General features: G+C 46.9%; 12 protein-coding genes. All 12 read right to left on the bottom strand.

Annotation, left to right across the window (positions count from 1 at the left end; translation table 11 throughout):
• Nucleotides 1-3: 3 nt before the first annotated feature.
• Nucleotides 4-306 carry an STAS domain-containing protein gene (locus ACTQ50_RS09670; RefSeq protein WP_226821642.1) on the bottom strand — a complete coding sequence of 101 codons (303 nt, stop codon included), beginning with the start codon at nucleotides 304-306 and terminating at the stop codon, nucleotides 4-6.
• Between the two features lie 173 nt (nucleotides 307-479).
• Nucleotides 480-9,470: an amino acid adenylation domain-containing protein gene (locus ACTQ50_RS09665; RefSeq protein WP_441484015.1), complete on the bottom strand. Its 8,991-nt coding sequence runs from the start codon at nucleotides 9,468-9,470 to the stop codon at nucleotides 480-482.
• Between the two features lie 12 nt (nucleotides 9,471-9,482).
• A complete protein-coding gene (locus ACTQ50_RS09660; RefSeq protein ID WP_441484014.1) occupies nucleotides 9,483-11,288 on the bottom strand; it encodes an MATE family efflux transporter in 1,806 nt (601 codons plus the stop codon).
• A 147-nt stretch (nucleotides 11,289-11,435) separates the two neighbouring features.
• Nucleotides 11,436-12,224 (bottom strand): hypothetical protein, encoded by a 789-nt coding sequence (locus ACTQ50_RS09655; RefSeq protein ID WP_441484013.1) that lies wholly within the window; start codon nucleotides 12,222-12,224, stop codon nucleotides 11,436-11,438.
• Between the two features lie 233 nt (nucleotides 12,225-12,457).
• Nucleotides 12,458-13,444 carry an ABC transporter ATP-binding protein gene (locus ACTQ50_RS09650; protein ID WP_441484012.1) on the bottom strand — a complete coding sequence of 329 codons (987 nt, stop codon included), beginning with the start codon at nucleotides 13,442-13,444 and terminating at the stop codon, nucleotides 12,458-12,460.
• On the bottom strand, nucleotides 13,444-14,412 hold the full coding sequence (locus tag ACTQ50_RS09645; RefSeq protein WP_441484011.1) for an ABC transporter ATP-binding protein: 969 nt from the start codon (nucleotides 14,410-14,412) through the stop codon (nucleotides 13,444-13,446). The genes ACTQ50_RS09650 and ACTQ50_RS09645 overlap by 1 nt, the downstream gene beginning before the upstream one ends.
• A gap of 228 nt (nucleotides 14,413-14,640) precedes the next feature.
• On the bottom strand, nucleotides 14,641-16,221 hold the full coding sequence (locus ACTQ50_RS09640; protein ID WP_441484010.1) for an ABC transporter substrate-binding protein: 1,581 nt from the start codon (nucleotides 16,219-16,221) through the stop codon (nucleotides 14,641-14,643).
• A 151-nt stretch (nucleotides 16,222-16,372) separates the two neighbouring features.
• Nucleotides 16,373-17,242, bottom strand: coding sequence for an ABC transporter permease (locus tag ACTQ50_RS09635; RefSeq protein WP_441484009.1), 870 nt, complete (start codon nucleotides 17,240-17,242; stop codon nucleotides 16,373-16,375).
• 20 nt (nucleotides 17,243-17,262) lie between these two features.
• Nucleotides 17,263-18,219, bottom strand: coding sequence for an ABC transporter permease (locus tag ACTQ50_RS09630; RefSeq protein ID WP_226821620.1), 957 nt, complete (start codon nucleotides 18,217-18,219; stop codon nucleotides 17,263-17,265).
• Nucleotides 18,216-19,514, bottom strand: a complete 1,299-nt coding sequence (locus ACTQ50_RS09625; RefSeq protein ID WP_226821618.1) for an L-cysteine desulfidase family protein — start codon at nucleotides 19,512-19,514, stop codon at nucleotides 18,216-18,218. The genes ACTQ50_RS09630 and ACTQ50_RS09625 overlap by 4 nt, the downstream gene beginning before the upstream one ends.
• A 63-nt stretch (nucleotides 19,515-19,577) precedes the next feature.
• Complete coding sequence (locus tag ACTQ50_RS09620; RefSeq protein WP_441484008.1) at nucleotides 19,578-20,315, bottom strand: SDR family NAD(P)-dependent oxidoreductase; 738 nt, start codon at nucleotides 20,313-20,315, stop codon at nucleotides 19,578-19,580.
• Nucleotides 20,316-20,442: 127 nt separating this feature from the next.
• Nucleotides 20,443-22,353: a thiamine pyrophosphate-binding protein gene (locus tag ACTQ50_RS09615; protein ID WP_441484007.1), complete on the bottom strand. Its 1,911-nt coding sequence runs from the start codon at nucleotides 22,351-22,353 to the stop codon at nucleotides 20,443-20,445.
• Nucleotides 22,354-22,396: the final 43 nt, after the last annotated feature.

Genomic DNA, 22,396 nt, shown 5'->3' with positions numbered 1-22,396 from the left:
CCTTTACTTCTTCTCAATGTTGATCTTCTGGTCAAATCCGGTAAGGCTGAAAACATCGTACACTTCATCAGAAACATTTACGATCTTAAAGCCTTCTTTGCCTGCCATTTTCTTATAAGCGGCGATTACCAGACGAAGTCCGGCAGAAGAAATATATTCCAGGTTTGCAAAATCAAATACAAGGCTTGTAGTGCCTGGATCAAGTGCTGACAGCTCTTTTTCCAGCTGCGGTGCAGTCTGGGTGTCAAGCCATCCGGTGATCTCCATCGTTACTTTACTGCCTTCTGTTTTACTTACAATTTCCATTACAATTTCCTCCTTTAAGTTACGGGAAACACGTTCTGCGGGTTTCCGGGGTTAGCACGCAGCAGGCGCTAGGAGGGGACTTATTCCAACACGAGTCCCCCGCCCACTGAGTAAATCAGTACTGCCCAACAGTATGCAATACAGCCTCTGCAGACAGTAACTTCATTCCATCATTAGTCAAAGAATGCCAGTCTGTCAAGTGCCTCAATAGCGCTTTCCAGATATCTGTCATCTGTTACCGGCCACTTGTAGTCCAGTCTGTAAAGAACCTGTGCGGTGAACCTGTTGCTGTAATCCAGGGTATAGATCTCATTCTCATTATGAGAAGTATACGCGATCAGTCCGGAAACCACATCTGAATCATCGCTGGTCTTCGCAAATTCTTTTACTGCAGCCTCAAACTCTTCATCACTTACAATGTCAATGTCAAATCCATGTTCCCGCATTGCATAGATCAGATCTGCCATGTAGATATGGTGGCTGTTGCATGCGTGGAATACGGTAAATCTCCGGTCTGTCTGTACCAGTCTCAGAACAGCCAGTGCAGTGGAGTCAATTGGTGAGAACTCTGTGATCTCATGCATTGCGCCAATTGGGAACTTGCCAACTGCCTTATAGCCTCTCAGGCTTCGTAAGAATCCATTTGTAATAAAGTTAATCTGGAATTCACCGTCTGAATTTCGGCTCATCAGGTTTCCTACACGGATAACCTTTCCGTCAAGACCTTCCGAAACAGCCTCCAGTACAGCTCTCTCTGCAAGGAACTTGGTGCGGATGTATTCGTTTGTAATGCTCTGTCCAATGTACAGATCGTTTTCATTAAAGACTCTGTCCATTGGCGGAACACCGTTGGATCCTTCTCCACCTACAGAGACGGTAGAAATCTGGATCAGTCTGCGGCCATTGTTTTTACAGAATTCTATCAGATTTTCTACTCCGTGTACATTTATTTTTTCAAGCACATCTCCAGCTGCGAAATGCTTTACGCAGGCAGCACAGTTGATAATGGTGCTGAATTTATAATCTGCAAATTTTTCCACCTGTTCTTTCGAGGTAATATCACCATCTACGCAGATGATACGCTCTCCAAACAGTTCCTGGCATGGATTATCGAAATAGTACATCAGCATGTGCATCATTCGTTTCTCCATGGACTCGTATTTGCCTTTCCGTACCAGGCAGTAAACCTTGCCGTCGTAATTATCCAGATAAGCCTTCAGAACATGGATTCCCAGGAAGCCGGTTGCTCCTGTGATCAGGATATCACCAATCTCTTCCTTTGTCACCTGGTTCACGTTTTCTTCCACATTTCCGCTGATCACGCTCTGGATCCGGTTGTAATTGTAGCTGGAGAACTCGTTCTCGCTCTGCGGATTTTCAAATGTCTCGCTGTTATCCACGATCGCAGAAAGCTCGCGGATGGTAGGATATTTGAAAATATCGGCATATACAATGGAAATATTCTTGGAAAGGCACATAACGGCAACCTTTGATGCAGTAAGTGAGGAGCCTCCAAGTTCAAAGAAGTTGTCCTCGATTCCTACTTTTTCAATGCCAAGTGCTTTTTCAAATATCTCGCAAAGTGCGATCTGGACAGCGGTAACAGGCTCTACATAGTCTGTGCTGGCTGTAGTGGTTACTTCTGGTACCGGAAGTGCCTTTTTGTCGATCTTGCCGCCAGGAGTTACCGGCATTTCCTCAAGATGAACAAAGAAGGAAGGCATCATGTAATCCGGGATCAGCGGATTCAGGAATGGCTTCAGCTGGTCTTCCGGAATGGTTTCACCGGTATAATATGCGGTGATATATTTGTTTCCGCCTTTTTCAATTACGGTAACTGCTGCATTCTTTACCAGATCGTGCTTCAGAAGGGCACCTTCGATCTCACCAAGCTCGATACGATAGCCGCGGATCTTAACCTGGGAATCAATTCTGCCAATATACTCAATGTTTCCGTCACCTTTCATGCGGACCATATCGCCGGTTCTGTAAAGGCGTTTGTCCTCGTCGCATACGGAGAATGGATTTTCCACAAATACGGAAGCCGTCTTCTCTGGAAGGTTATGATATCCTCTTGCGATCTGGCGTCCGGCGTGGCAAAGCTCGCCAGAAGCGCCCACTGGAAGCCGGTTCATGTTTTCGTCCACAATGTAGCTGCGGATATTCCGCTGTGACTTACCGATTGGGATGTTATCGTACTGTTTATCAACCCAGAACTCTGTGGAGGAAACGGTATTCTCCGTCGGGCCGTAGCCATTGATCATCTGGTAGGTCCTATCCCGGTAATACTTGAACTTTTCACCGCCCAGGGTAACAAATTTCAGGCTCGGAGCGTCATCAAGAAGCTCTGCAACCAGCTCGCCCATCTGGGTCGGGAAGGTAGCTGTAGTAATTTTTTCTTCTTTTATGAATTTTCCAACAGCAACCGCATCTTTTCGTATGCTCTCTGGTAAAATGTACAACACAGCACCTGCGGTAAGCGGGGCAAACAGATCGATCACAGATGCATCAAAGCAGAAGCTTGCAAATTCTGCCACAATATCATCTGGAGTCAGTTTCCTTGTCATAAGGATATACTCGATCAGGTTCAGCAGGTTCCGCTGCTCCAGCATAACGCCTTTTGGTTTTCCGGTGGAACCGGAGGTATAGATCATGTAGGCCAGGTTCTCCGGTTTCGGGGCGGTAAGCTCTACAGAAAGCGCAAAGTCTTTGGATTCTGCTGCCACATCATCCAGGCTGATCACATTCTGGTCGTAGAAACCTACCAGGCTGCGGTAACGGTCGATTACAAGCAGGTTTTCTGCCTCGGAATCCTTCAGCATGTACTCAATTCTGCTCTGCGGATACTCCGGATCCAGCGGAACATATGCGCCGCCGGCTTTCATAACACCGATATAAGCAACCGCATATTCCTTTGTTCTTCCGCACAAAATACCTGCTACTTTCTCTCTTCCGAATCCGTTTTCGGTGAGCTTCTGGGCAACATAGTCTGACATGTGGTCCAGTTCTTTATAAGTAAGCTCGCCCATTCCGTCTCTTACAGCCGGTCTGTCCGGATATTTTGCAACAGCTTCCCGGAACAGATCCACAAAGGTCTTTCCAGCATGGGAAGGATCGTCTTCCATCCTGGTCTCTTCCTCAAACATCAGCTTGATCTCTGATGGCTGGTATTCTCTCAGGATTCCATCTGCCATTGTTTCCAGGTTGTCTGCAAGATACTTGATGGTCTCCTCATTATACATGTCACCTCTGTACTCAATCTCAAAGACAAATTTATTTCTCTCAATTGAAATACTGATGGAAACAGGTGCCTTCGCCGCATTCAGCTGAACTGGCTCCTCCTGTGCATATTCCCCGCCGATATTATCAAAGGCAAAGTTGTCGCCTTGGTAAATTACCATCGCATCTGCTTTGATGTTAAACTCGTGGCTGATCTGGGAGAACGGATAAATATCGTTGTTCATGGAATTAATCAGCTGCTGCTGAACATCATTCAGGCAATCCTTCGTGCTTCCTGAGAAATCACAGTAAACAGGAAGTGTCTTTACCAGCATACCCACGGTATCGGAAAGCCTGGAATCGTTTCTGCCGTGGTAAATGGTGGTAAATACTGCGTTTTTCTTGAAGTTGTATTTTCCAAGTGTGATACCAAAAGCAGAAATAAAGAATACATTCTCTGTAATTCCATGCTTTTTGCAGAATGCCTTCACATCCTGTACGGAAAACTCACTGGTCTCGCGGTGGTACATCTCTGCGGTAGGTACTGCTCCGCTCTTGTCCGGATAGAAGTTGATACTTCCGCCGGCATTTTCGAAAATAGATTTATAGTAATTCTCTGCGTTTTTATAAGCATCACTTGCCAGCGTATCCCTGTTATCAAGAGCCAGGTCATAGGAAGTATACGCTTCCACTTCCAGCTTTTCTCCGCTGTAAGCCCGGTTGATATCGTTCAGGATAATGCCCAGTGAGGTACCGTCGGCAATAATATGGTGAATGTCAAGGAACAGATAATTTCCATCACAGGTTCTGTAAATTTCAAAACGGAAAAGTTGCTCATTAAACAGCATGTACGGGCGAACCAGTGTCTCCCGGTTCATTCCATTTATGATCTGTGTCTTATAAGTCAAAGCGTCATCACGTTTCTGAAGAACCTCTCCCTCGTCGCTCATGAAAAGACGGGTTTTCAGATAAGGATGGGCTGCAACGGTGCTGTCAATTGCTGCTGCCAGCTTGTCCAGATCAACCTTTTTGTCAAGCTTCAGAAGATATGGGATGTTGTAAATGGTGGAGCCCATATTTGCAGTACACTCGATAAAAATTCCCTCCTGGGTATTGGTGAGAGGATAATTTTCCTGAATTTCATGCTGGGTCTCTTTTCCGGCAGTCTTCACGAAGCCCTCTAACATCTGGATGGTCGGGTGGTCCTTAATGTCAGATGTTTTTATTACAATGTCAAAAGCCTTAGAGATCAGGATATTCAGCTTGATAGCCGTAATGGAGGTCAAACCTGCCTCATAAATATCTGTGGTAATACCAAATTCGGTATAGCCCAGTACCTCTGCAATGCAGTCGAACAGCTTCTGCTGAGTCTCATTCTCCGGCTTCACAATCTCTTCCACTTTTCGCTCTGGAAGCGGAAGGGCTTTTTTATTTACCTTCTGGTTCTGGTTCAGCGGGATCTTGTCGATCTGCATGGTAACGGCCGGAACCATATAAGGAGGCTTGGTTTCTTTGATGAAGTCATTCAGTTTACTTATGTCAACCTGTTCGTCAGATACCACATAGGCTGCAATGTATTTTCCGCCGCCATTTGGATCATCAAAAGCAACTACCGTCGCATCCTTTATGCCTTCGTATCTTCTGATCACTTCCTCAACCTCAGAAAGCTCAATTCGGAAGCCTCTGACCTTAACCTGGGAGTCTTTTCTTCCAATGATCTGGATATTTCCATCTGGAAGATATCTGGCAACGTCACCGGAATGATACAGGACTTCGTAGCCTTCGGCATCGTCATAAATATTCCTAGTATAAACTTCCGCTGTTTTCTCCGGCTTATTCAGATAGCCTCTGGAAACCTGCCATCCGGAGATCATCAGCTCACCGCAGGCGCCATATGGAAGCAGGTGACCAAACTTATCAGTTATATAAAGTTTGAAATTATCAAGCGCTTTTCCTATCGGGATATTTGGATAATATTTATCCACTTCGAATACGGTTGTAAAAATAGTACACTCTGTAGGACCATAAGCATTAAAGAATCTATAATCCTTCGGCGGTTCCATAGGAACAAGCTTCTCACCACCTACGGAAAGATACTGCAGGCTCTCGCAGCCCATTTCCATTGCAAACTGTCTTCCAACCTGTGTAGTCATAAAGGAATGGGAAATGCCATTCTCTTCGAAATAACGCTGAAGGGCAATAAAGTCAAGGCGGATCTCTTCAGGAATGATATGAAGCTCTGCGCCGTTTGCAATTGCACCGTAAATATCCATCATAGAAGCGTCAAAACCAAAGGATGCATAAGCCGCTACTTTGGAGCTGTCATCTAAATGGTAATACTTTTTATACCAATGGCAGAATGCGGTGATATTTCCATATTCCAGCATACAGCCTTTGGGCACGCCAGTGGAGCCGGAGGTGTACAGTAAAATAAACAGATCATGAAGCTCTGGCTTCTTAAGTTCCACGTCACGCTCTTCCAGCTGTGGGATCTCATCTGTAAACAATACAGGTCCCTGGTATCCGTCTACCAGCGGCAGAAGCTCTCTGTCTGCGATCAAAAGCCTGGCAGCAGAATCCTCCAGCATGTACATCAGACGGTCTTTCGGATATGTAGGATCAAGAGGCTGGTATGCTGCACCGGCTTTGATCACACCCATTGGCGCGATTGCCATGTATTCGCAGCGTGGGATCAGGATGGAAACAACATCTTCCCTGCCGATTCCCTGGGATGCAATGTATTTTCCAAGTCTGTCGCTGATCTCGTCCAACTCTTTATAAGTGTATTTTCTGTCTTTATATACAACAGCAGTATGGTCCGGAATGGTCTCCACCAGTTCATCAAACATATCCGAAATTGTTTTGTTTCTGTCGTATTCACTTTCTGTATGGTTGAATTCTGCAATCTTATCCACTCCACGCTGGGAAATCACGGAGATTTCGGAAACAAGTTTTGTCTTCAGCGCGGAACTCATAGCCGCTTCATAGGAATCCAGGATTCCGGCAATAAAGGCCTGGCTGTACATGTCGCTGCGATACTCTGCGGTAAGCACATAGGTATGATTGTACTCTCTTACCTGAATGAGCAGCGGCATTTTTGCCATATCCAGGGAAAGGTCGTGGCCTCTGGCAATGGTGTCTCCGATTGGATAATCGTCGCTTAACTCTGCCTGGTATGCAAAAGTAAGATCCGAATTCAATCCATATTTGGCACAGATATCGGAAAATGGGAAAATATCATTTGCCATGGAGGATAACATCTGCTCGGAAAGCTCTGCCATATATGCCTGTACAGTGGTTTTCGGGTCAAATTTGCAGTAAACAGGAAGGGTTTTTACCAGCATGCAGACTGTGTTCTCAAGTCTGGAATCGTTTCGTCCATTATAAATAGTGGAAAACAGACTATCCTCTGCATTGGAGTATTTCGCCATAAGGATGCCGAACAGACCTGTAAATAAAATGTTCGGGGTAACGCCCAGCTTCTCACAGTAAGAAAGAATAGCCTCTTCCTTCAGGCTCATGGTCTTTTCCAGATAACCCTTTTCCGGAGCTTTTCCATTCAGGTCCGGCATAGGAAGGGATTCGGTTTCAATTCCTTCAAAAATGCTGTCATAGTATTTCTCGGCTTTTTTGTATTTGCCTTCTTTCATCTGTTGCTCTTCGTCAAGAGCCGCATCAAATCCGGTATAGGACTCTTTTTCCAGCTTTTCGCCCATATAAGCCTTGTTGATATCTTCGAAAATAATATCGTAGGAGTTTCCGTCGGCAATAATATGGTGGAAATCTGTAAAGAGGTATTTCTTATCTTCTGTCACATAAATTGCCACACGAAGGAGACGTCCTTTTTCCAGCTTAAACGGACGTACAAGGCTTTCCTTCTGGCTGGCAAATTTTTCATTTGTGGTCTCGATCACTTCCGGCACAAAAGTCTCATTGCCAGGGCGCTGTACCATCTCCCCATTATCGTCAAGATATACCTGCGTGAGCAGATAGGAATGGGCATTTACCATTCTGGCAACTGCATCAGATAATTTCCGGGTATCCACTGCAGGATCCAGTTCGAAAAGGAAGGGGATATTGTATACGGTACTCTCCGGATTCTTGCTGCATTCTGCAAAAATACCCTTCTGGGAACCAGTAAGAGGATAAACCTCTCTCTTTTCGTAGGTTCTGATCTTTGGTGCCAGCATGATATATTTTTCCAGTTTTTCCACGGTGTTGTTCTCGTGGATATCGCTTGTTTTTACAGTAACGCCAAATTCCTCTGAAATCAGGACACAGAGCTTCATTGCACTAATGGAGGAAAGGCCTGCCTTATAAAAGCTGGTGTCAATTCCGAAGAAGTCGTTTTCTACTACTTTGGCTACAATGTCAAAGATCTTCTTCTGCATTGGTGTTTCCGGCTCTTTCAGGTTCTTTGGCTGAGCCACCGGCTTCGGCAATGCTTTTTTGTCAACTTTGCCATTCTGGGTTAATGGCATTTTTTCCAGCTGGATGAAAACGTCTGGAACCATGTAATGAGCCAAGGATTCTGATGCATAACCGGCAAGCGCCTCAGTATCGATCTGGCGGTCTGCCATAAAGTAGCAGCAAAGATATTTATTATCAACCGGTACGGTAATACTGGTGATGATTCCTTCGAAGCTGTTGATCACTTCTTCGATCTCTCCAAGCTCGATCCTGAGGCCGCGGAGCTTGATCTGATTGTCAATTCTTCCGAAAAATTCAATCTCCCCATCTGGAGTGATCCTGGCAAGGTCACCTGTTTTATAGGCTCTTTCTCCGTTAAGAGTGATGAAAACCTCTGCTGTTTTTTCAGGCAGATTGATGTAGCCCCGACCTACGCCAAGACCTGCAATTACAAGCTCTCCTGTCTCTCCGTCCGGAAGAATCCTGTTCTCTTTGTCAACCACATACACCTGAACATTGCCGTTTGGCTCTCCGATGGTAATGTTTTTGCTGTCGGTGATCACCTTCATGGTACAGCTGATGGTGGTCTCGGTTGGTCCATAGCCGTTCATAATATAAGCATCCGGGTTTACTGCGCGGATCTTGTCAAAAAGTGCAGGCGGGAATGCTTCTGCTCCTACGTCAAATACCTTGATCCGGGCTGCTGCTTCCTGAAGCTGGGGCAGATCGATCATATTAGAAAGATAGGTAGGAGTTGTGGTCATAATATCCACTTTATTTTTTACAATTAAATCTCCAAGCATAATGGGATTCAGAATCTCTTCATCGCTTGCGATCACTGCTGTCATTCCATTGGTAAGAGGGAGAAACTCCTCCAGTACCGAGACATCAAATGTCATGGCTGCCATGGAAAGGGAAACACTTCCCCTGCTTACATAGCCATACGTCTCTGCATTCTTAGGATTGGGATTTACAAAATTGGCAAGGTTGATATGCTCGATCATAACACCTTTTGGCTTTCCAGTGGAACCGGAGGTGTAAATGCAATAGCAAAGGTCATGCTCCTGAATCCCGGTATCCGGGTTTTCGGCATTTGGGTTTTCCAGAAGTTCTTCAAGCAGAAGCACTGTACCGGAAAGCTTGGAAAGCAGCTCCTGGCGCTCCTTCTGAATCTCCCTTGTGGTAATAATAAAGGGAGCTCCTGCATCCTCAAAGATGAACTGTACACGGTCATCCGGATAGTCCGGGGCTGCAACAGCAAATGCGCCGCCAGCCTTCAAAATACCTTGCCGGACTGCATAAAAATCACAGCAGCGCTCCAGTACCACGCCTACGATTTTTTCACGGCCAACGCCTTTTTCAATAAGAGAATGGGCAATTCTGTTTGCTCTTTCATTCAGCTGTCCATAGGTAAAGCTTTCCTTACTTGTGGCTACAGCGCATTTGTCAGGATGAAGCCGTACCTGTTCTTCAAATAATTTTGTTACAGGCTGAAACTGAAAAACAAAATTGCTTCTTTCGTTAATGTCAGACATTTCCTGCACCTCCTAAAATGATATTATGGTATTATTCATATCAATTGCGCGGATATAATCCATTGTTTTTGAAATCTTTTTCACCAGCTCGATTCCATGGATATCGAAATCCTCATGGTCATAGCTGTATTCCAACGGATTAAAGTTCACACCGTTGTCCCTGATCCTCAATCTGCAAATGTCATCCTCCAGGCAAAGATTGATGTCGATCCAGTTGGAGGTTTTTCCGCCATATTGGATAATGTTCACGGTCATCTCTTCTGCACACACAGCGGCAAGATTGGCTCTGTTTCCAGATACGCCGTTTTCCTTGCAAAAATCCATGATCCTTCGGTTTACAGTTCCAGCCTCCTCCATGGTGCTCTTGATGGAGAAATCCAGATTGATTCCAGGATTTTTGTCCGGGACAATATAAAAGGTAGAATTTTTGTGTTTGATCTTACGGAAGATCCAGGCTGCGATCACGGTTATGATCTCCGTGGCTACGAATGCGACACCAATTCCATTTGTGCCGATTCCATCAATCTGTTTCCAGATCGATATTCCGATAAATGTTGCAGGCAGAACTGCCACTGCATTTTCAAGGAAGGTAACAAAGCTTGCGATGGCGGTTTCTTCGATGGATTCATAGTAGCTCACAATAAATTTATTCCAGAGATAGGGAATAACACACAGGGCAAAAATGCGCAGGGCATGAACCATTTCCCTGCCCAGTTCTCCGCCGCCTCCAAACATAATGGTGATCTGCTCGGTGAACACCATGATCAGGACGAATATAACGGCCAGAACCATGTAGCTGTATTTCAGCATTTTGTTGCAGAGAACGCGGATTCCCACGTAATCTTTTTCGCCGAAGAGGATTCCGGCAACGTTTGGGATCACCCCAATGATTCCGCCGGTCAGCATTTCCACGATCAGAAGAACATTGTCGCAGACTGTGAATACTGCCATTCCGTCTTCCCCGATCTGGTTCATGATGATGGTATTCAGGCCAAGAGCTTTTACAAAATTGGTTGCCATGAAAACAAGCATGGGCACACCTGTGACCACGGCTTCCCTGACGATCACGAAGTCCTTTGGTTTCAGCCGCACGAAACGGATATTTCGCTTATCAGAACGGACGTAGAAAAGGAACACTACCATGGCAAAAAGGAATCCAAGTACGGTTGACAAGGATGCACCTGTGACTCCAAGGGGTGTAAATCTGAGGAATATGTAATCCAGCACAAGATTTATCACGTTGGCTGCAATCAGGTAGATGGAGGCAAGCTCCGGATGGTTCTCCACGCCAAGATAATTTACCATCAAAAGACCAATTCCGATTACCGGCGCACCCAGCATGCTGATGCGGATATAGTCTCTTGTATAGGTTGTCAAAATGCCGTCGCCGGATACCAGAAGTCTGGAAATAGGACCTGCGGTAAAGAAGGCACAGATTGAAAAAAGAAGGCCTACCACAAGGGTTACCAGGAAAGTGGCTGTGAATAGTCTGGAAGCACCTTCCTTATCTCGTTTACCAAGCAGATTTCCTACTGCAATGGAGCCTCCTACACCCAGACAGTAGCCGGTCAGCTGGACGATGGTTTCCACAGGAAGGCTCATGGTGACTGCGGACATGGCTTCTACACCAATTAAATTACTTACAAAAATGGTGTCCACAATGTTTCCCAGTTGAAGAGCCAGCGACATCATAATGCCTGGAACAATGTACTTGTTTAGCTTCGCATTTAATAGTCGGTTGTTTCGGTTTTCCACTGATTCATCCCCTTTTTCATTGGTATTTTTGTTGTCCCCATAAATAAAATTGGACTTTCCCATATTTACTTTTAATTTAGCAAAATTAGGAGGATAATTCAATAAAATGAAGGAAATGACGGTTTATTTAGCGAAAATGACATAAAAAATACCGCTTCTCGGAAGCTCCCTCTTTTTGAGGATCCTCCAAGAACCGGTATTGTGTTTTTCTTATTCAGCCTGCGGATTCCAGGTGTTGTTTTCCAGTTTTTCCAGCATCTCGTCCAGGGTGACGGTATAGGCAACTTTCACGTCACTGTCCTGTTTGATAATGAACTCAGACAGGCCATACTCGCTTCCATTGTCTGCCCAGTCGTAGGTGTAACCCAGTCTTGTCCATGGATATGCTCCGTCAAAATAGCTGGAAATGATATTGGCATCAAACCATTCTTTATAGTCTGCATCCACATCCCCAGCGAAGGAGTCTGTCATTTCTACAGTTCCAATGTCCGTAACGTAGGCCGGGCGGAATACGTCTTCCGGCTTCGCCCACATTGCTGTGAAATAATTGGATTCATTGTCCGGGCGCAGGCCGATCAGCTCCCGCAGTCTTGTGGCCCAGTCAGTGACGCCGTCCTTGTTCTTCTGGTACCAGTCTTCCAGCTCACCGCCGGTGAAGGTCCATACATTTCCCCACTCCAGCTTCACATCCGCTCCATCCGGGTAGCTGTCCGGATATTTATGGAAAGAGCAAAGAAGAATTCTGCCTTCCTCATCATAGACGGCATAGGGCTGTCCCTCATCCAGGCTTACTACAGGAAGGATTTCGTTGTCATCAATGATCATGGCATCTTCTACAGACTGGTCAAAAAGGACCTGCAAGTCTTCCCCGCTGTCAGAATCGGTTGTCTCTTCTTCGCTGTCCGCAGCAAGAACACTTACTGGTGCTCCGGCTGTAACTACCATTGAAGAAGCCAGGACTCCGTTTAAAAGCAGCATTTTCCATAATTTGTTTTTCATATGATGGTATCCTCCACACTCTTTTGTTTTCTTGTCTACAGGTTTCGTACGGTAGTGTTACTGACCGCGCCGCGACCAGCAACACAATCCTTCATAACTATTTTATTATTTTAACTTATTTCGTACACTTTTGCAATATAGTAATAACAAATCAAACTATATTAGTCAAATTCCTGAACAATAAAAAAGGTCGCCGCTCAAGCCAGAACAGCAACCTTCCTATACAAAATCATTTAAAGAATTTCTAACGCCCTGTGACAGGCTACCTTGTGCCCTTTTTCTACTTCCTGCAGCACCGGAATCTCCTCCTTGCAGCGGTCTGTGGCGTAAGGACAGCGGGTGTGGAATTTACATCCGGATGGCGGATTGTAAGCACTTGGCACGTCTCCCTCCAGGATGATACGCTGACGTTTCTTTTTCACATCTGGAAGTGGGATTGCGGAAAGAAGCGCCTTGGTGTAGGGATGCATAGGGTTGGAATAAAGCTGGGCTTTCTCCGCAACCTCTGCCACGCTTCCAAGATACATAACCGCAATACGGTCGCTGATGTGACGTACCACGCTCAGGTCATGTGAAATAAACAAGTAAGTCAGATTTTTCTTCTGCTGCATATTTCTCATAAGGTTCAGAACCTGTGCCCGGACAGATACATCCAATGCGGAAACCGCCTCATCACAGACAACAAATTCCGGATTCAGGATCAGTGCCCTTGCGATTCCGATTCTCTGTCTCTGACCGCCGGAAAACTCGTGGGGAAAACGATTCAGGTACTGTTTATCAAGACCAACCTCCTGGAGGATCTCTTCTACCATTTCCCTGCGCTCTTCCTTTGTGCCGATCTTGTATACCTCAAGAGGTGCACTGATCAGATCATAGACGGTCATTCTCGGGTTCAGGGAGCTGTATGGATCCTGGAAAATGATCTGCAGCTTCCGGCGCATTTCCCACATTTTCTTCTTATCATAAGTGAGGATATCTTCCCCGTTGTACAAAACCTGGCCCTCTGTGGCCGGGATCAGACGTAGGATGGTTCTTCCCAGAGTGGATTTTCCGCAACCGGACTCACCAACAAGTCCCAGAGTCTCGCCCTTTTTCACAGAAAGGCTCACATGGTCAACTGCTTTTACCACAGATGGCTGACGGTTTAGAAGACCTTTTTTCGCCGTAAAATATTTGGATAAATCTTTTGTTTCCAACAAAATAGTACTGTTCTCGCTCATTATTTCTCACCCTCGTATCTGAAGCAGCTTACCAGAGAATTTTCAGCATGGTAAACGCCTGGTTTTTCTTTCATGCAGCGGTCTGTTCCGTAAGGACATCTGGGGGCAAATCTGCAGCCTGCAGGCATGGCATCTGGTGCCGGGACGGTACCCTCGATGGTATTCAGCATTTCCACATCCTCGTCAAGACGGGGGATGGAGTTCAGAAGTCCCTGTGTGTAAGGATGCTTCGGTCTTTCGAAAATGTCCTCAATATTTCCGTATTCTACTGCTTTTCCCGCGTAAAGAACAAGCACATCATCTGCAGTTTCGGCAACTACACCCATATCATGGGTGATCAGCATAATGGCAGTTCCCATTTTTTCACGAAGCTCGCACATCAGCTCCAGGATCTGTGCCTGAATGGTTACATCCAGGGCGGTAGTCGGCTCGTCTGCGATAAGGAGCCTTGGCTCACAGGATACGGCCATGGCGATCATCACACGCTGGCGCATACCGCCGGAAAGCTGGTGGGGATATTCCTTCATTCTTTTCTCAGGTGCTGCGATTCCAACTTGTTTCAGCACGTCAACAGCTCTTGTCCAGGCTTCCTTTTTGCCGCAGTTCTGGTGGAGCATAATAGGCTCCATCAGCTGGTTGCCGATAGTCAGTGTGGGGTTCAGGGCAGTCATTGGGTCCTGGAAGATCATGGCGATATCGTTTCCACGGATCTTGCACATCTCCTTCTCCGGAAGCCCTACCAGCTCTTTTCCATCCAGCTTGATGCTGCCGCCGGAGATCCGGGCGTTGCTGCTAAGAAGCTGAAGGATGGACATGGAAGTGACACTTTTTCCACATCCAGACTCCCCTACGATTCCAAGGATCCTGCCTTTTTCTATAGAAAAGCTTACGCCGTCAACGGCGGTGTTGATGCCTTTTTTTGTCTGAAACTGTACTTGTAAATTCTCTACTGAAAGTAAAGATGCCATAACTGTACTCCTTTTTTATATTACTGTGAAAGCGGTGAAAACACCGCTGACTGATTATCTATGAACTGCACATTCAGTTCCTGAAATCCGCCAGACACGAGAAGCAACTTCAAACATATCTTCTCATACCTGGCGGGTTCCAGGAGCTAGAGCCCTATCTGGGCTCCGCCCTTTTCCCCAGTATCATCGCGTGGAGCAGGCATATGACCTGCCCCGCATTGTTTCTAATTACTCTTTATCCCACTCCCAGGAAGACCAGTTCAGACCGTTGAAGTCTGCAACATTCAGGTTCTTCATGCTCTTGTTGTAAGCGGTGAGAAGGTTCTTTGTATATAAGTAACCCATAGCTGCTTTTTCCACAACTTTTTCCTGATACTCATCGAAGTATGGTTTTCTTGCTTCAAAAGTAAGCTCTGCGTTTCCTTTGTCGATCAGGTCAGAAAGCTCTGTGTCCTGAAGCTGGCAGAAGTTACAGGAGCTGCCTGGGTAGATCATTTCACGGCTCTCACTTGGGTCAAGAGTTCCGCCGGAACCGATGATTCCAAGGTCATGCTCGCCATCCAGCATACGGCTCATCAGAGTTGCAAAGTCCATCTGCTCGATCTCTACGTTTACGCCAACATTTGCAAAATCCTGTACGATCAGGGCTGCACATCTCTCGGTAATGCTGTTTCCGGAGGAGATGAAGAATTTCAGTGTCTGACCAGCCGGGAAGCCTGCTTCTGCAAGCATCTCTTTTGCTTTTTCAGGATCGTACTGAACCTGAACTTTGTCGTTATAATATGGGCTTACTGGTGCGATCGGAGTCATGATCGGGGTTCCCTCTCCCATGAGAAGACCATTTACCAGTACGTCACGGTTGATTGCCATATTCAGGGCCTGACGAACTTCCTGTGTCAGATACTCCTTCTGAGTATTGAAGATCAGAGTGGAATAGGAAGTTGTTGGAACAGACTCTGTTACCAGGTTGTCCTGTGCTTTGGCTGTTTCCCAGTCGTCAGTGAGTACGGATCCGTATCCGATTATGTCAAGCTCACCGTTCATAAGACCGGAAAGAACGTTTGCGGACGGTACCACACGGATGATGAGACGGTCAATGTTCGGAGTTCCAAGATAGTAGTTTTCGTTCTTTGTGAACTCCATACGCTCGCCGTTGATCTCGCTGTCATAGATGAATGGGCCAGATCCTACCGGATTTGCCCAAAGATCAGGAGCGTTGATCTCTTCTGCTGTTTTTCCCTCAAATACATGCTTCGGGATGATGAAAACAGTGTCGATATCCTGAAGGAAAGTATCCGGATACATTGCTTCTTTTAACTTGAAGGTTACTTCGTAATCGCTGTCTGCAGTTACCTCGATAGAGTCCTCGGAAAGCTCTGCGCCGGATTCGTCAACACCTGCAATATACTCCAGGTGATAGCGGCTCTTTGCCTCTACAGAAGGATCAGAATACATCTGGTAGCTGAATACAACGTCCTCTGCTGTAACAGGCTCACCGTCAGACCAGACTGCATCCTCGTGAAGCTTAAAGGTTACAGCGTCGCTGGCATCGTTTACCGTCCAGGACTCAGCAAGACGTCCCTCGATGGAACCATCTGCGTTTGTCTGTGTCAGACGGTCATAGATCTGGTCACAGATAAAACGGGTGTAGTTGCTGGTGGTGTTCAGCGGCATCATGGTGTCCCATGACTGGTCCATGGCAGCTGTTACCACTTTTTCTTCTGCCTCAGCAGCTGCCGGAACAGCGGTTGCTGCAACCATAGAGCCGGCAAGCAGAAGTGCGGCTGCTTTTTTCATGTTGAATTTCATAGTTCTCCTCCTTTTGTTCCTTTGTCGGGGATATTTTCTTTTTCCCAGACAGACTTTGTAAGATGGATCCATCCAGAAAAAAACTCCCTGGACCAATTTTATGTCAACGGACCATCCAGCCTTGTTGTAAGGCCTTAAGAGTCCTGCGACATTACAGCTTAATCTTCGGGTCTAAGGCATCGCGGATGCCGTCTCCCAGGAAATTAATACTTAACACAGTAACCAGAAGTGCAAGTCCCGGCGGAAACCAGATCCATAGCTTCTGGGAAAGCACAGTGATGGACTGTGCGTCGTAGAGCATATTTCCCCAGCTTGCTCCCGGCGGCTGTACACCCATACCAAGGAAGCTTAAGGATGATTCGGAAAGAATGGCGCTCGCCATCTGGAATGTGATCGCAATCAGGATCGGGGCAAAAGAGTTTGGCAAAACATATTTTGTCACGATCTTGAAATTGGATGTTCCAATTGCTCTTGCAGATTCTACATAATCTTTCTCAGATACGGAAAGTACATTCGCATAGATCAGTCTGGCGAACTGTGTCCAGCCAAGCACACCGATCACGCAGGTTACAGACCAGACAGACGGTCCAAGAACTGCAACCAGTACCAGGATCAGCACTATTGACGGGAAAGACATAAAAATATCTGCAATTCGCATAATGATCGCTTCAGCCTTTCCTCTGGCATAGCCGGCAACCAGTCCAAGAGGAACACCAATGGCACAGCTAATCAGCGTGGAAAGGAATCCAACCAGCAAAGAGGTTCTTCCTCCATACATCAGACGGGCAAAAACATCACGTCCGATGGCATCTGTTCCAAGGATATGCGTCCCTCCCGGCGCTGCGGAAAAGGCTGTGTAGTCTGAGGTGTAAGGGTCCAGATTCAGGATCATGGGAAGGAAAACCACCATAAGGATTTCCACAATCAGAACCACCAGACCTGCCATAGCCATTTTGTGCTCTTTCAGTTTATCAAGTACCTCGGAAAGATAGCTTACGTTTTCGTTTTTCTGTTTTTTCATTTTTTGTGTCCTATCCTCCCTTATTTATAGCTGATTCTCGGATCCAGGATTCCGTATGCCACGTCAGTCAGGATGTTTGCGATCAAAACTGCTGCAGCGATCATAACGGTGATTCCCATGATTACCGGATAATCCCGTCCGTTAATGGCCGTTACCATTAAAGAACCAATTCCCGGCCATCCGAAAACCTGCTCGGTTACTACCGCACCGCCAACAATAGAAGGAATGGACATTCCCACAACTGTGACAACCGGCGTAAGGGCGTTTTTCAGGGCATGCTTCATAATTACCTTCCATTTGCCAAGGCCTTTCGACTTGGCAGTACGGATGTAATCGTCCTGCATAACCTCAAGCATACTGCTTCGCATATGCCGTACCCACCCTCCGATCTGCTGGAAGGAAAGTACCAGACAGGGCAGGATCATATGCTTCATCAGATCTCCAAAAGTGTGCACACCACTGGAGCTGTACATTCCGCCAGATGGCAGAATCTGAAATACAATGGCAAACAGGTAAATGAATACCAGACCAACGAAAAAGTTCGGGGTTGCCATCATCAGCATGGAAAGTCCGCCGGAGAAATAGTCTCTTCCGGAATTTGGCTTGGATGCTGCAAAAATTCCAAGTGGAATGGATACGATCAGGGATAGTACAATGGAGCTGGCTGCCAGGATCGCAGTAGCTGGAAGCCTCTCCAGTATCATGGTTGCAACCGGTCTCTGGGTGCTGTAGGAGAAGCCCAGATTTCCTGTAAGCAGCTGCTTCAGCCAGGTAAAATACTGGATGATCACAGGCTGGTCCAGTCCCAGTGCCACTCTCTTACGCTCCAGCTCCGCCGGGGTAATTCCCGGATCCGCCAGAAGTGCATCCAACGGGGAACCTGGTGCCATGTTCAAAATGAAATACGCCAGTATGGTGATTCCGAAAAACGTGGGAATGGCAATCAGTATTCTTTTTAATATGTATTTCAATCTCATAGTGTTTTCTCTTCATCTCCTTTTCCAACCATGATGCGGATGATCTCTTTGTCGGTCTCGCACATGCCGTCTTTTGCCAGATGACCTACGTTCCGGATGGTGTTTTCCACACCATGGGTAACGATACCGTCTCCGCCATAGAACTGCTGGCCCTGAATATACATTTCATAGCCCATGATCCCGGCGTCAACTGCAGCGGAAATCTTGGCTGCGCAGGAGGCTTTCGCGCCATCGCAGATGATTCCGGAAACAATTGCCAGGGAATTCACGATTGTATGTGCAATTACCTCATAATCACCGCCGTAGAGATAGGCAATTCCGGCACCGCTTCCACAGCCCGCACTGACTGCGCCGCAATAAGCGGAAAGGGTTCCGATCCCGGTTTTCAGATGAATGGTCACAAGATTGGAAAGTACCAGCGCCCGAAGCATTTTATCATGGGAGACTTGCAGCTCTTTTGCAAATTCGATTACCGGAATGCTGGCTGTCATGCCCTGGTTACCGCTTCCAGAGTTGATCACAACAGGGAGCTCGCAGCCGTTCATTCTGGCATCAGAGCCTGCTGCTGCCTTGGCTCTGGCACGGATCTTAATGTTGTCGCCGTAGGTGTGGAGAAGTACTTTTCCAATGTTGGCTCCGTAGTTTCCACGAAGGCCTTCCTCGGAAATGGCCATATTGTAGTGGATCTGGCGCTCCAGCACATCCTTTACGTCTTCTGTGTCCACAGTGTTGGCGAAATCAATAATGTCTTCTATATTTAATATAGAGTGGTCGGTCTTTTTCTCTTTCTCATCAGAACAGACATCTTTCTGGAAAAGGGACTGGCCATTTTTCTCGATGAGGATGATATTGGTGTGGGTGTCTACAATGCGGACACGGGCATTTTCAGCGCCTTTGGATACGGTCAGGTCGATTTCAAATACATGGCCGGTAGACGCTGGGGTGATCTTTGGCGTTACCTGGTCCATGTAGGTTTTGATTTCTTCTTTCTGGCTGGGTGTTACTCCTGCGATTACTTCAAGGAGTGCTTCTGCGTCACCTGCGATCACGCCTGCACAAAGGGCAGCTGCAATTCCACGCATGCCTCCTGTGTTTGGAACGATGACGCTTTTTACGTTTTTGATTATGTTTCCGCTTACTTTAATATCCAGCTGATCGGGCAGATGACCCAGGGTTTTCCTTGCCACAGCGCCTGCATAGGCAATGGCGATGGGTTCGGTGCACCCCATAGCCGGGATCAGCTCTTCTTCCAGGATTTTTACGTAAGCCTGGTATTTTTCATCACTTTTGTGCAATGTTTTTTCCTCACTTTCGCACAGCTATATCAATACTTTAGCACACTATTCTTCTTAAATCAATTAAAAATAGTCGTATCCGCCGTGGATATCTACGATACTGCCGTTCATATAGCCATTTTTCAGAATTTCATATGCCATGTCTGCAACTTCGGAGATTTCGCCGAAACGGTGGAGGGCAATCTTGCGGTTAATGCGCTCATAGCTTTCCGGGGTGCGGTTCTTATGCCAGCTGGTTTCAATAAAGCCTGGGGCGATGGCGTTGACGCGGATCTGCTTTGGTTCCAGTTCTTTTACCAGGGATTTGGTGAGGAAGTGGATGGCGGATTTGGTGACGCCGTATACCAGGGAGGAGGAATAGGCTTGCTGTCCTGCGTAGGAGCCTGTGAAAAGGATGCTGCCGCCTTCGTTCATGATGGGGCGGAGTTCTTTTACAAGGAATACGGGGACGGACAGGTTGGTGTTTACGATTTTGGTCCATTCTTCGAAGGTGTAGTCTTCGTATTTGGCGTAGGTACTGATTCCTACGTTGTTTACCAGCCAGTCTACGTGGCCGGTTTCTTCTTTGATCTGGGCGGTGAATTTCATCATGTCGTCATAGGATGACATGTCGGCCTGGATCAGGTGGATTTTCTTCTGATTTTCTTCAGATTGTGCATGGAGAAAGCTTTCGGCTTGTTCTTTGTTATGTCCGTAGCTTACATATAAAATATCTTCCGGCGCAGAATTCGCCAGAATCTTCTCCGCAATCCCTCTTCCAATTCCAGATGTTCCGCCGGTGATTATGGTTACTTTGCTCATGGGGTGTCCTCTTTTCTGTGTATTATGTGGCTAATTTCATTATTTTCTATAATAGCAAGAACCAGATCTTACTTTCAACATTTTTATTGAAAATGACCTGGTTCTTAAATGCTTAATTTAGTATGTTTTATAAGTTCATCAGTCTGTCGTAGACGTCTTTCGGGATATACGGCTGCTGGTTGTGGATGGGTTCGCCCAGGCAGGTCTTGGGGTAGGCGAAGGTGCCGGGCTCCAGGCGGATTTCAAGGAGCTTCGGTGCCTGGGTGCCCTGTAAAAATGTGGATGCTTTTTCGGCAACCTCATCAGCTGCCATACAGGTGCTGCTGATTCCATAGGCCTTCGCTACCTCTGCGAAGTTGCAGGATGAGAAGCCGCTGCCTTCTGAGGTGTCAGCGTAGACCTGCTCGAAGTAGTCTCGCTGGAGGTGGCGGATCATTCCCAGGGCGTGGTTGTTCATTACCATCATGGTAATAGGAAGCTTCTCACGTCTTACCCACTCCAGTTCCTGAATGTTCATCTGGAAAGCACCGTCACCGCAAATGCAGGCTACTGGCTTGTCGGTGGCGTAATAAGCTCCGATTGCTGCCGGGAGCGCGTAGCCCATGGCTCCGTGTCCGCCGGAGAAAAGAAGCTTCTGATCTTTCTGGTTGTGAAAAGACTGATAACTCCATACCATGTGCTGACCAACATCAACTGCTACTGCAGAAGTATCTGCAAGAGCGTCGCTCAAAGCTGCGATCATGCGATTCGGGTAGCGCTCCGGGGTGACATCATCTACTGCGCGCAGAGAAGTACGAATATCTGTACATACTGCCAGCCAGTCAGTGAAATCATAGATTGCTGAGCCATCATATTTCTCAGCAAAGTCCCTGACGCATTTTGCATTTCCTGTGCTTTCCGCCAGCAAACGGATCACTTCTGCCGCATCTGCGCAGAACTTCATCTCGCCCGTTCCATTTTCGTGGATGTTTCGTTGCAAATTATATCCATCAATATCAACGCGTATAATTTTCGCATTTTTCGCAAATTCGTGGACTTTCGTACCGATCTGGCGGGTGCAAAGGGAAATGCCAAGGCAGATCAGCAGGTCACTTTTCGCATTTGCGATCATGTTTGCATAGCGGTGTCCGTAAGCACCTCCAATGCAGCCGAAATTCAACGGATCATCCCATGGCAGGGCTGACATTTCCAGAACACTTGTGATCACCGGGAGCTTCCACTGGCGTGCTAGAGTAAATAACTGGTCGCGGACAGCTTTGTCGCTGACGCCATGTCCCAGCATGATCACAGGACGCTTGGCTTCTGCCAATGCCTGGCGGATTGCATCCGCTGCCAGAGCTGTACAATGTGAGATTTCCCCATCTGCCAGTTGCACAGAATCTAATGTTCCGTTTGCAGCTGGCTTCACTTCCAGGTCCCTAACTGTCGCTTCGCTGCCGTTTGCAGCTGCGTCCAGGCTGCTCTCACACTCCCGATCCAGTCCCATCTCCTCCAGGCTCATGTCATAAACCGGATTCTTCACATCCCCACGCTGGATATTCATAGGCAGGTCAATGAGCACCGGTCCCTTGCGGCCGGAGTTGGCAATGTGATAGGCTTTATTCAGCGCTTTTACAATATCCTCATCTTCCCGTATCTGTACCGCATACTTGGTCACGGGCTTCGCCATCGCCACAATGTCGATCTCCTGAAATCCCTGCTGCCGCAGTCCCGGAATCCCTGAGTATTCATAGGTATTCAGCTGGCCAGTCAGGAATACGACAGGCAGGGAATCAAAATAAGCATCTGCAATACCCGAGATCAGGTTTGCCGCGCCAGGACCACTTGTGGCGTAGGCACAGGCGCATCTCTCTCCAGCCTGGGCATAACCGCAGGCTGCAAAAGCCGCTCCCTGCTCATGGTAGCTGGAATGGCTTTTTGTGTGAGGATTTTTCTCTATAGAATCAACCAGATGGGCGATCATGGTTCCCTGATAGCCAAAGAAATCATGAATACCCTTTCTCTGTAAAAACTCAACAATATAATCGGTTACTTTCATATTCTCAGCCTTTCTGCTGTATTCTCCACAGGTTCTCCCTGCC

Origin of the sequence: Blautia sp. Sow4_E7 (assembly GCF_052116245.1) — a bacterium.
Lineage (GTDB): Bacteria > Bacillota > Clostridia > Lachnospirales > Lachnospiraceae > Blautia_A.
Note: the sequence above shows the minus strand (reverse complement) of the source record. Positions and strands in the feature narration are given on the sequence as shown.

Bases quoted from the DNA above. Each gene is read 5' to 3' on its own strand.
- ACTQ50_RS09670 (WP_226821642.1), bottom strand. From the start codon at position 306: ATGGAAATTGTAAGTAAAACAGAAGGCAGTAAAGTAACGATGGAGATC.
- ACTQ50_RS09665 (WP_441484015.1), bottom strand. From the start codon at position 9,470: ATGTCTGACATTAACGAAAGAAGCAATTTTGTTTTTCAGTTTCAGCCT.
- ACTQ50_RS09660 (WP_441484014.1), bottom strand. From the start codon at position 11,288: ATGGGAAAGTCCAATTTTATTTATGGGGACAACAAAAATACCAATGAA.
- ACTQ50_RS09655 (WP_441484013.1), bottom strand. From the start codon at position 12,224: ATGAAAAACAAATTATGGAAAATGCTGCTTTTAAACGGAGTCCTGGCT.
- ACTQ50_RS09650 (WP_441484012.1), bottom strand. From the start codon at position 13,444: ATGAGCGAGAACAGTACTATTTTGTTGGAAACAAAAGATTTATCCAAA.
- ACTQ50_RS09645 (WP_441484011.1), bottom strand. From the start codon at position 14,412: ATGGCATCTTTACTTTCAGTAGAGAATTTACAAGTACAGTTTCAGACA.
- ACTQ50_RS09640 (WP_441484010.1), bottom strand. From the start codon at position 16,221: ATGAAATTCAACATGAAAAAAGCAGCCGCACTTCTGCTTGCCGGCTCT.
- ACTQ50_RS09635 (WP_441484009.1), bottom strand. From the start codon at position 17,242: ATGAAAAAACAGAAAAACGAAAACGTAAGCTATCTTTCCGAGGTACTT.
- ACTQ50_RS09630 (WP_226821620.1), bottom strand. From the start codon at position 18,219: ATGAGATTGAAATACATATTAAAAAGAATACTGATTGCCATTCCCACG.
- ACTQ50_RS09620 (WP_441484008.1), bottom strand. From the start codon at position 20,315: ATGAGCAAAGTAACCATAATCACCGGCGGAACATCTGGAATTGGAAGA.
- ACTQ50_RS09615 (WP_441484007.1), bottom strand. From the start codon at position 22,353: ATGAAAGTAACCGATTATATTGTTGAGTTTTTACAGAGAAAGGGTATT.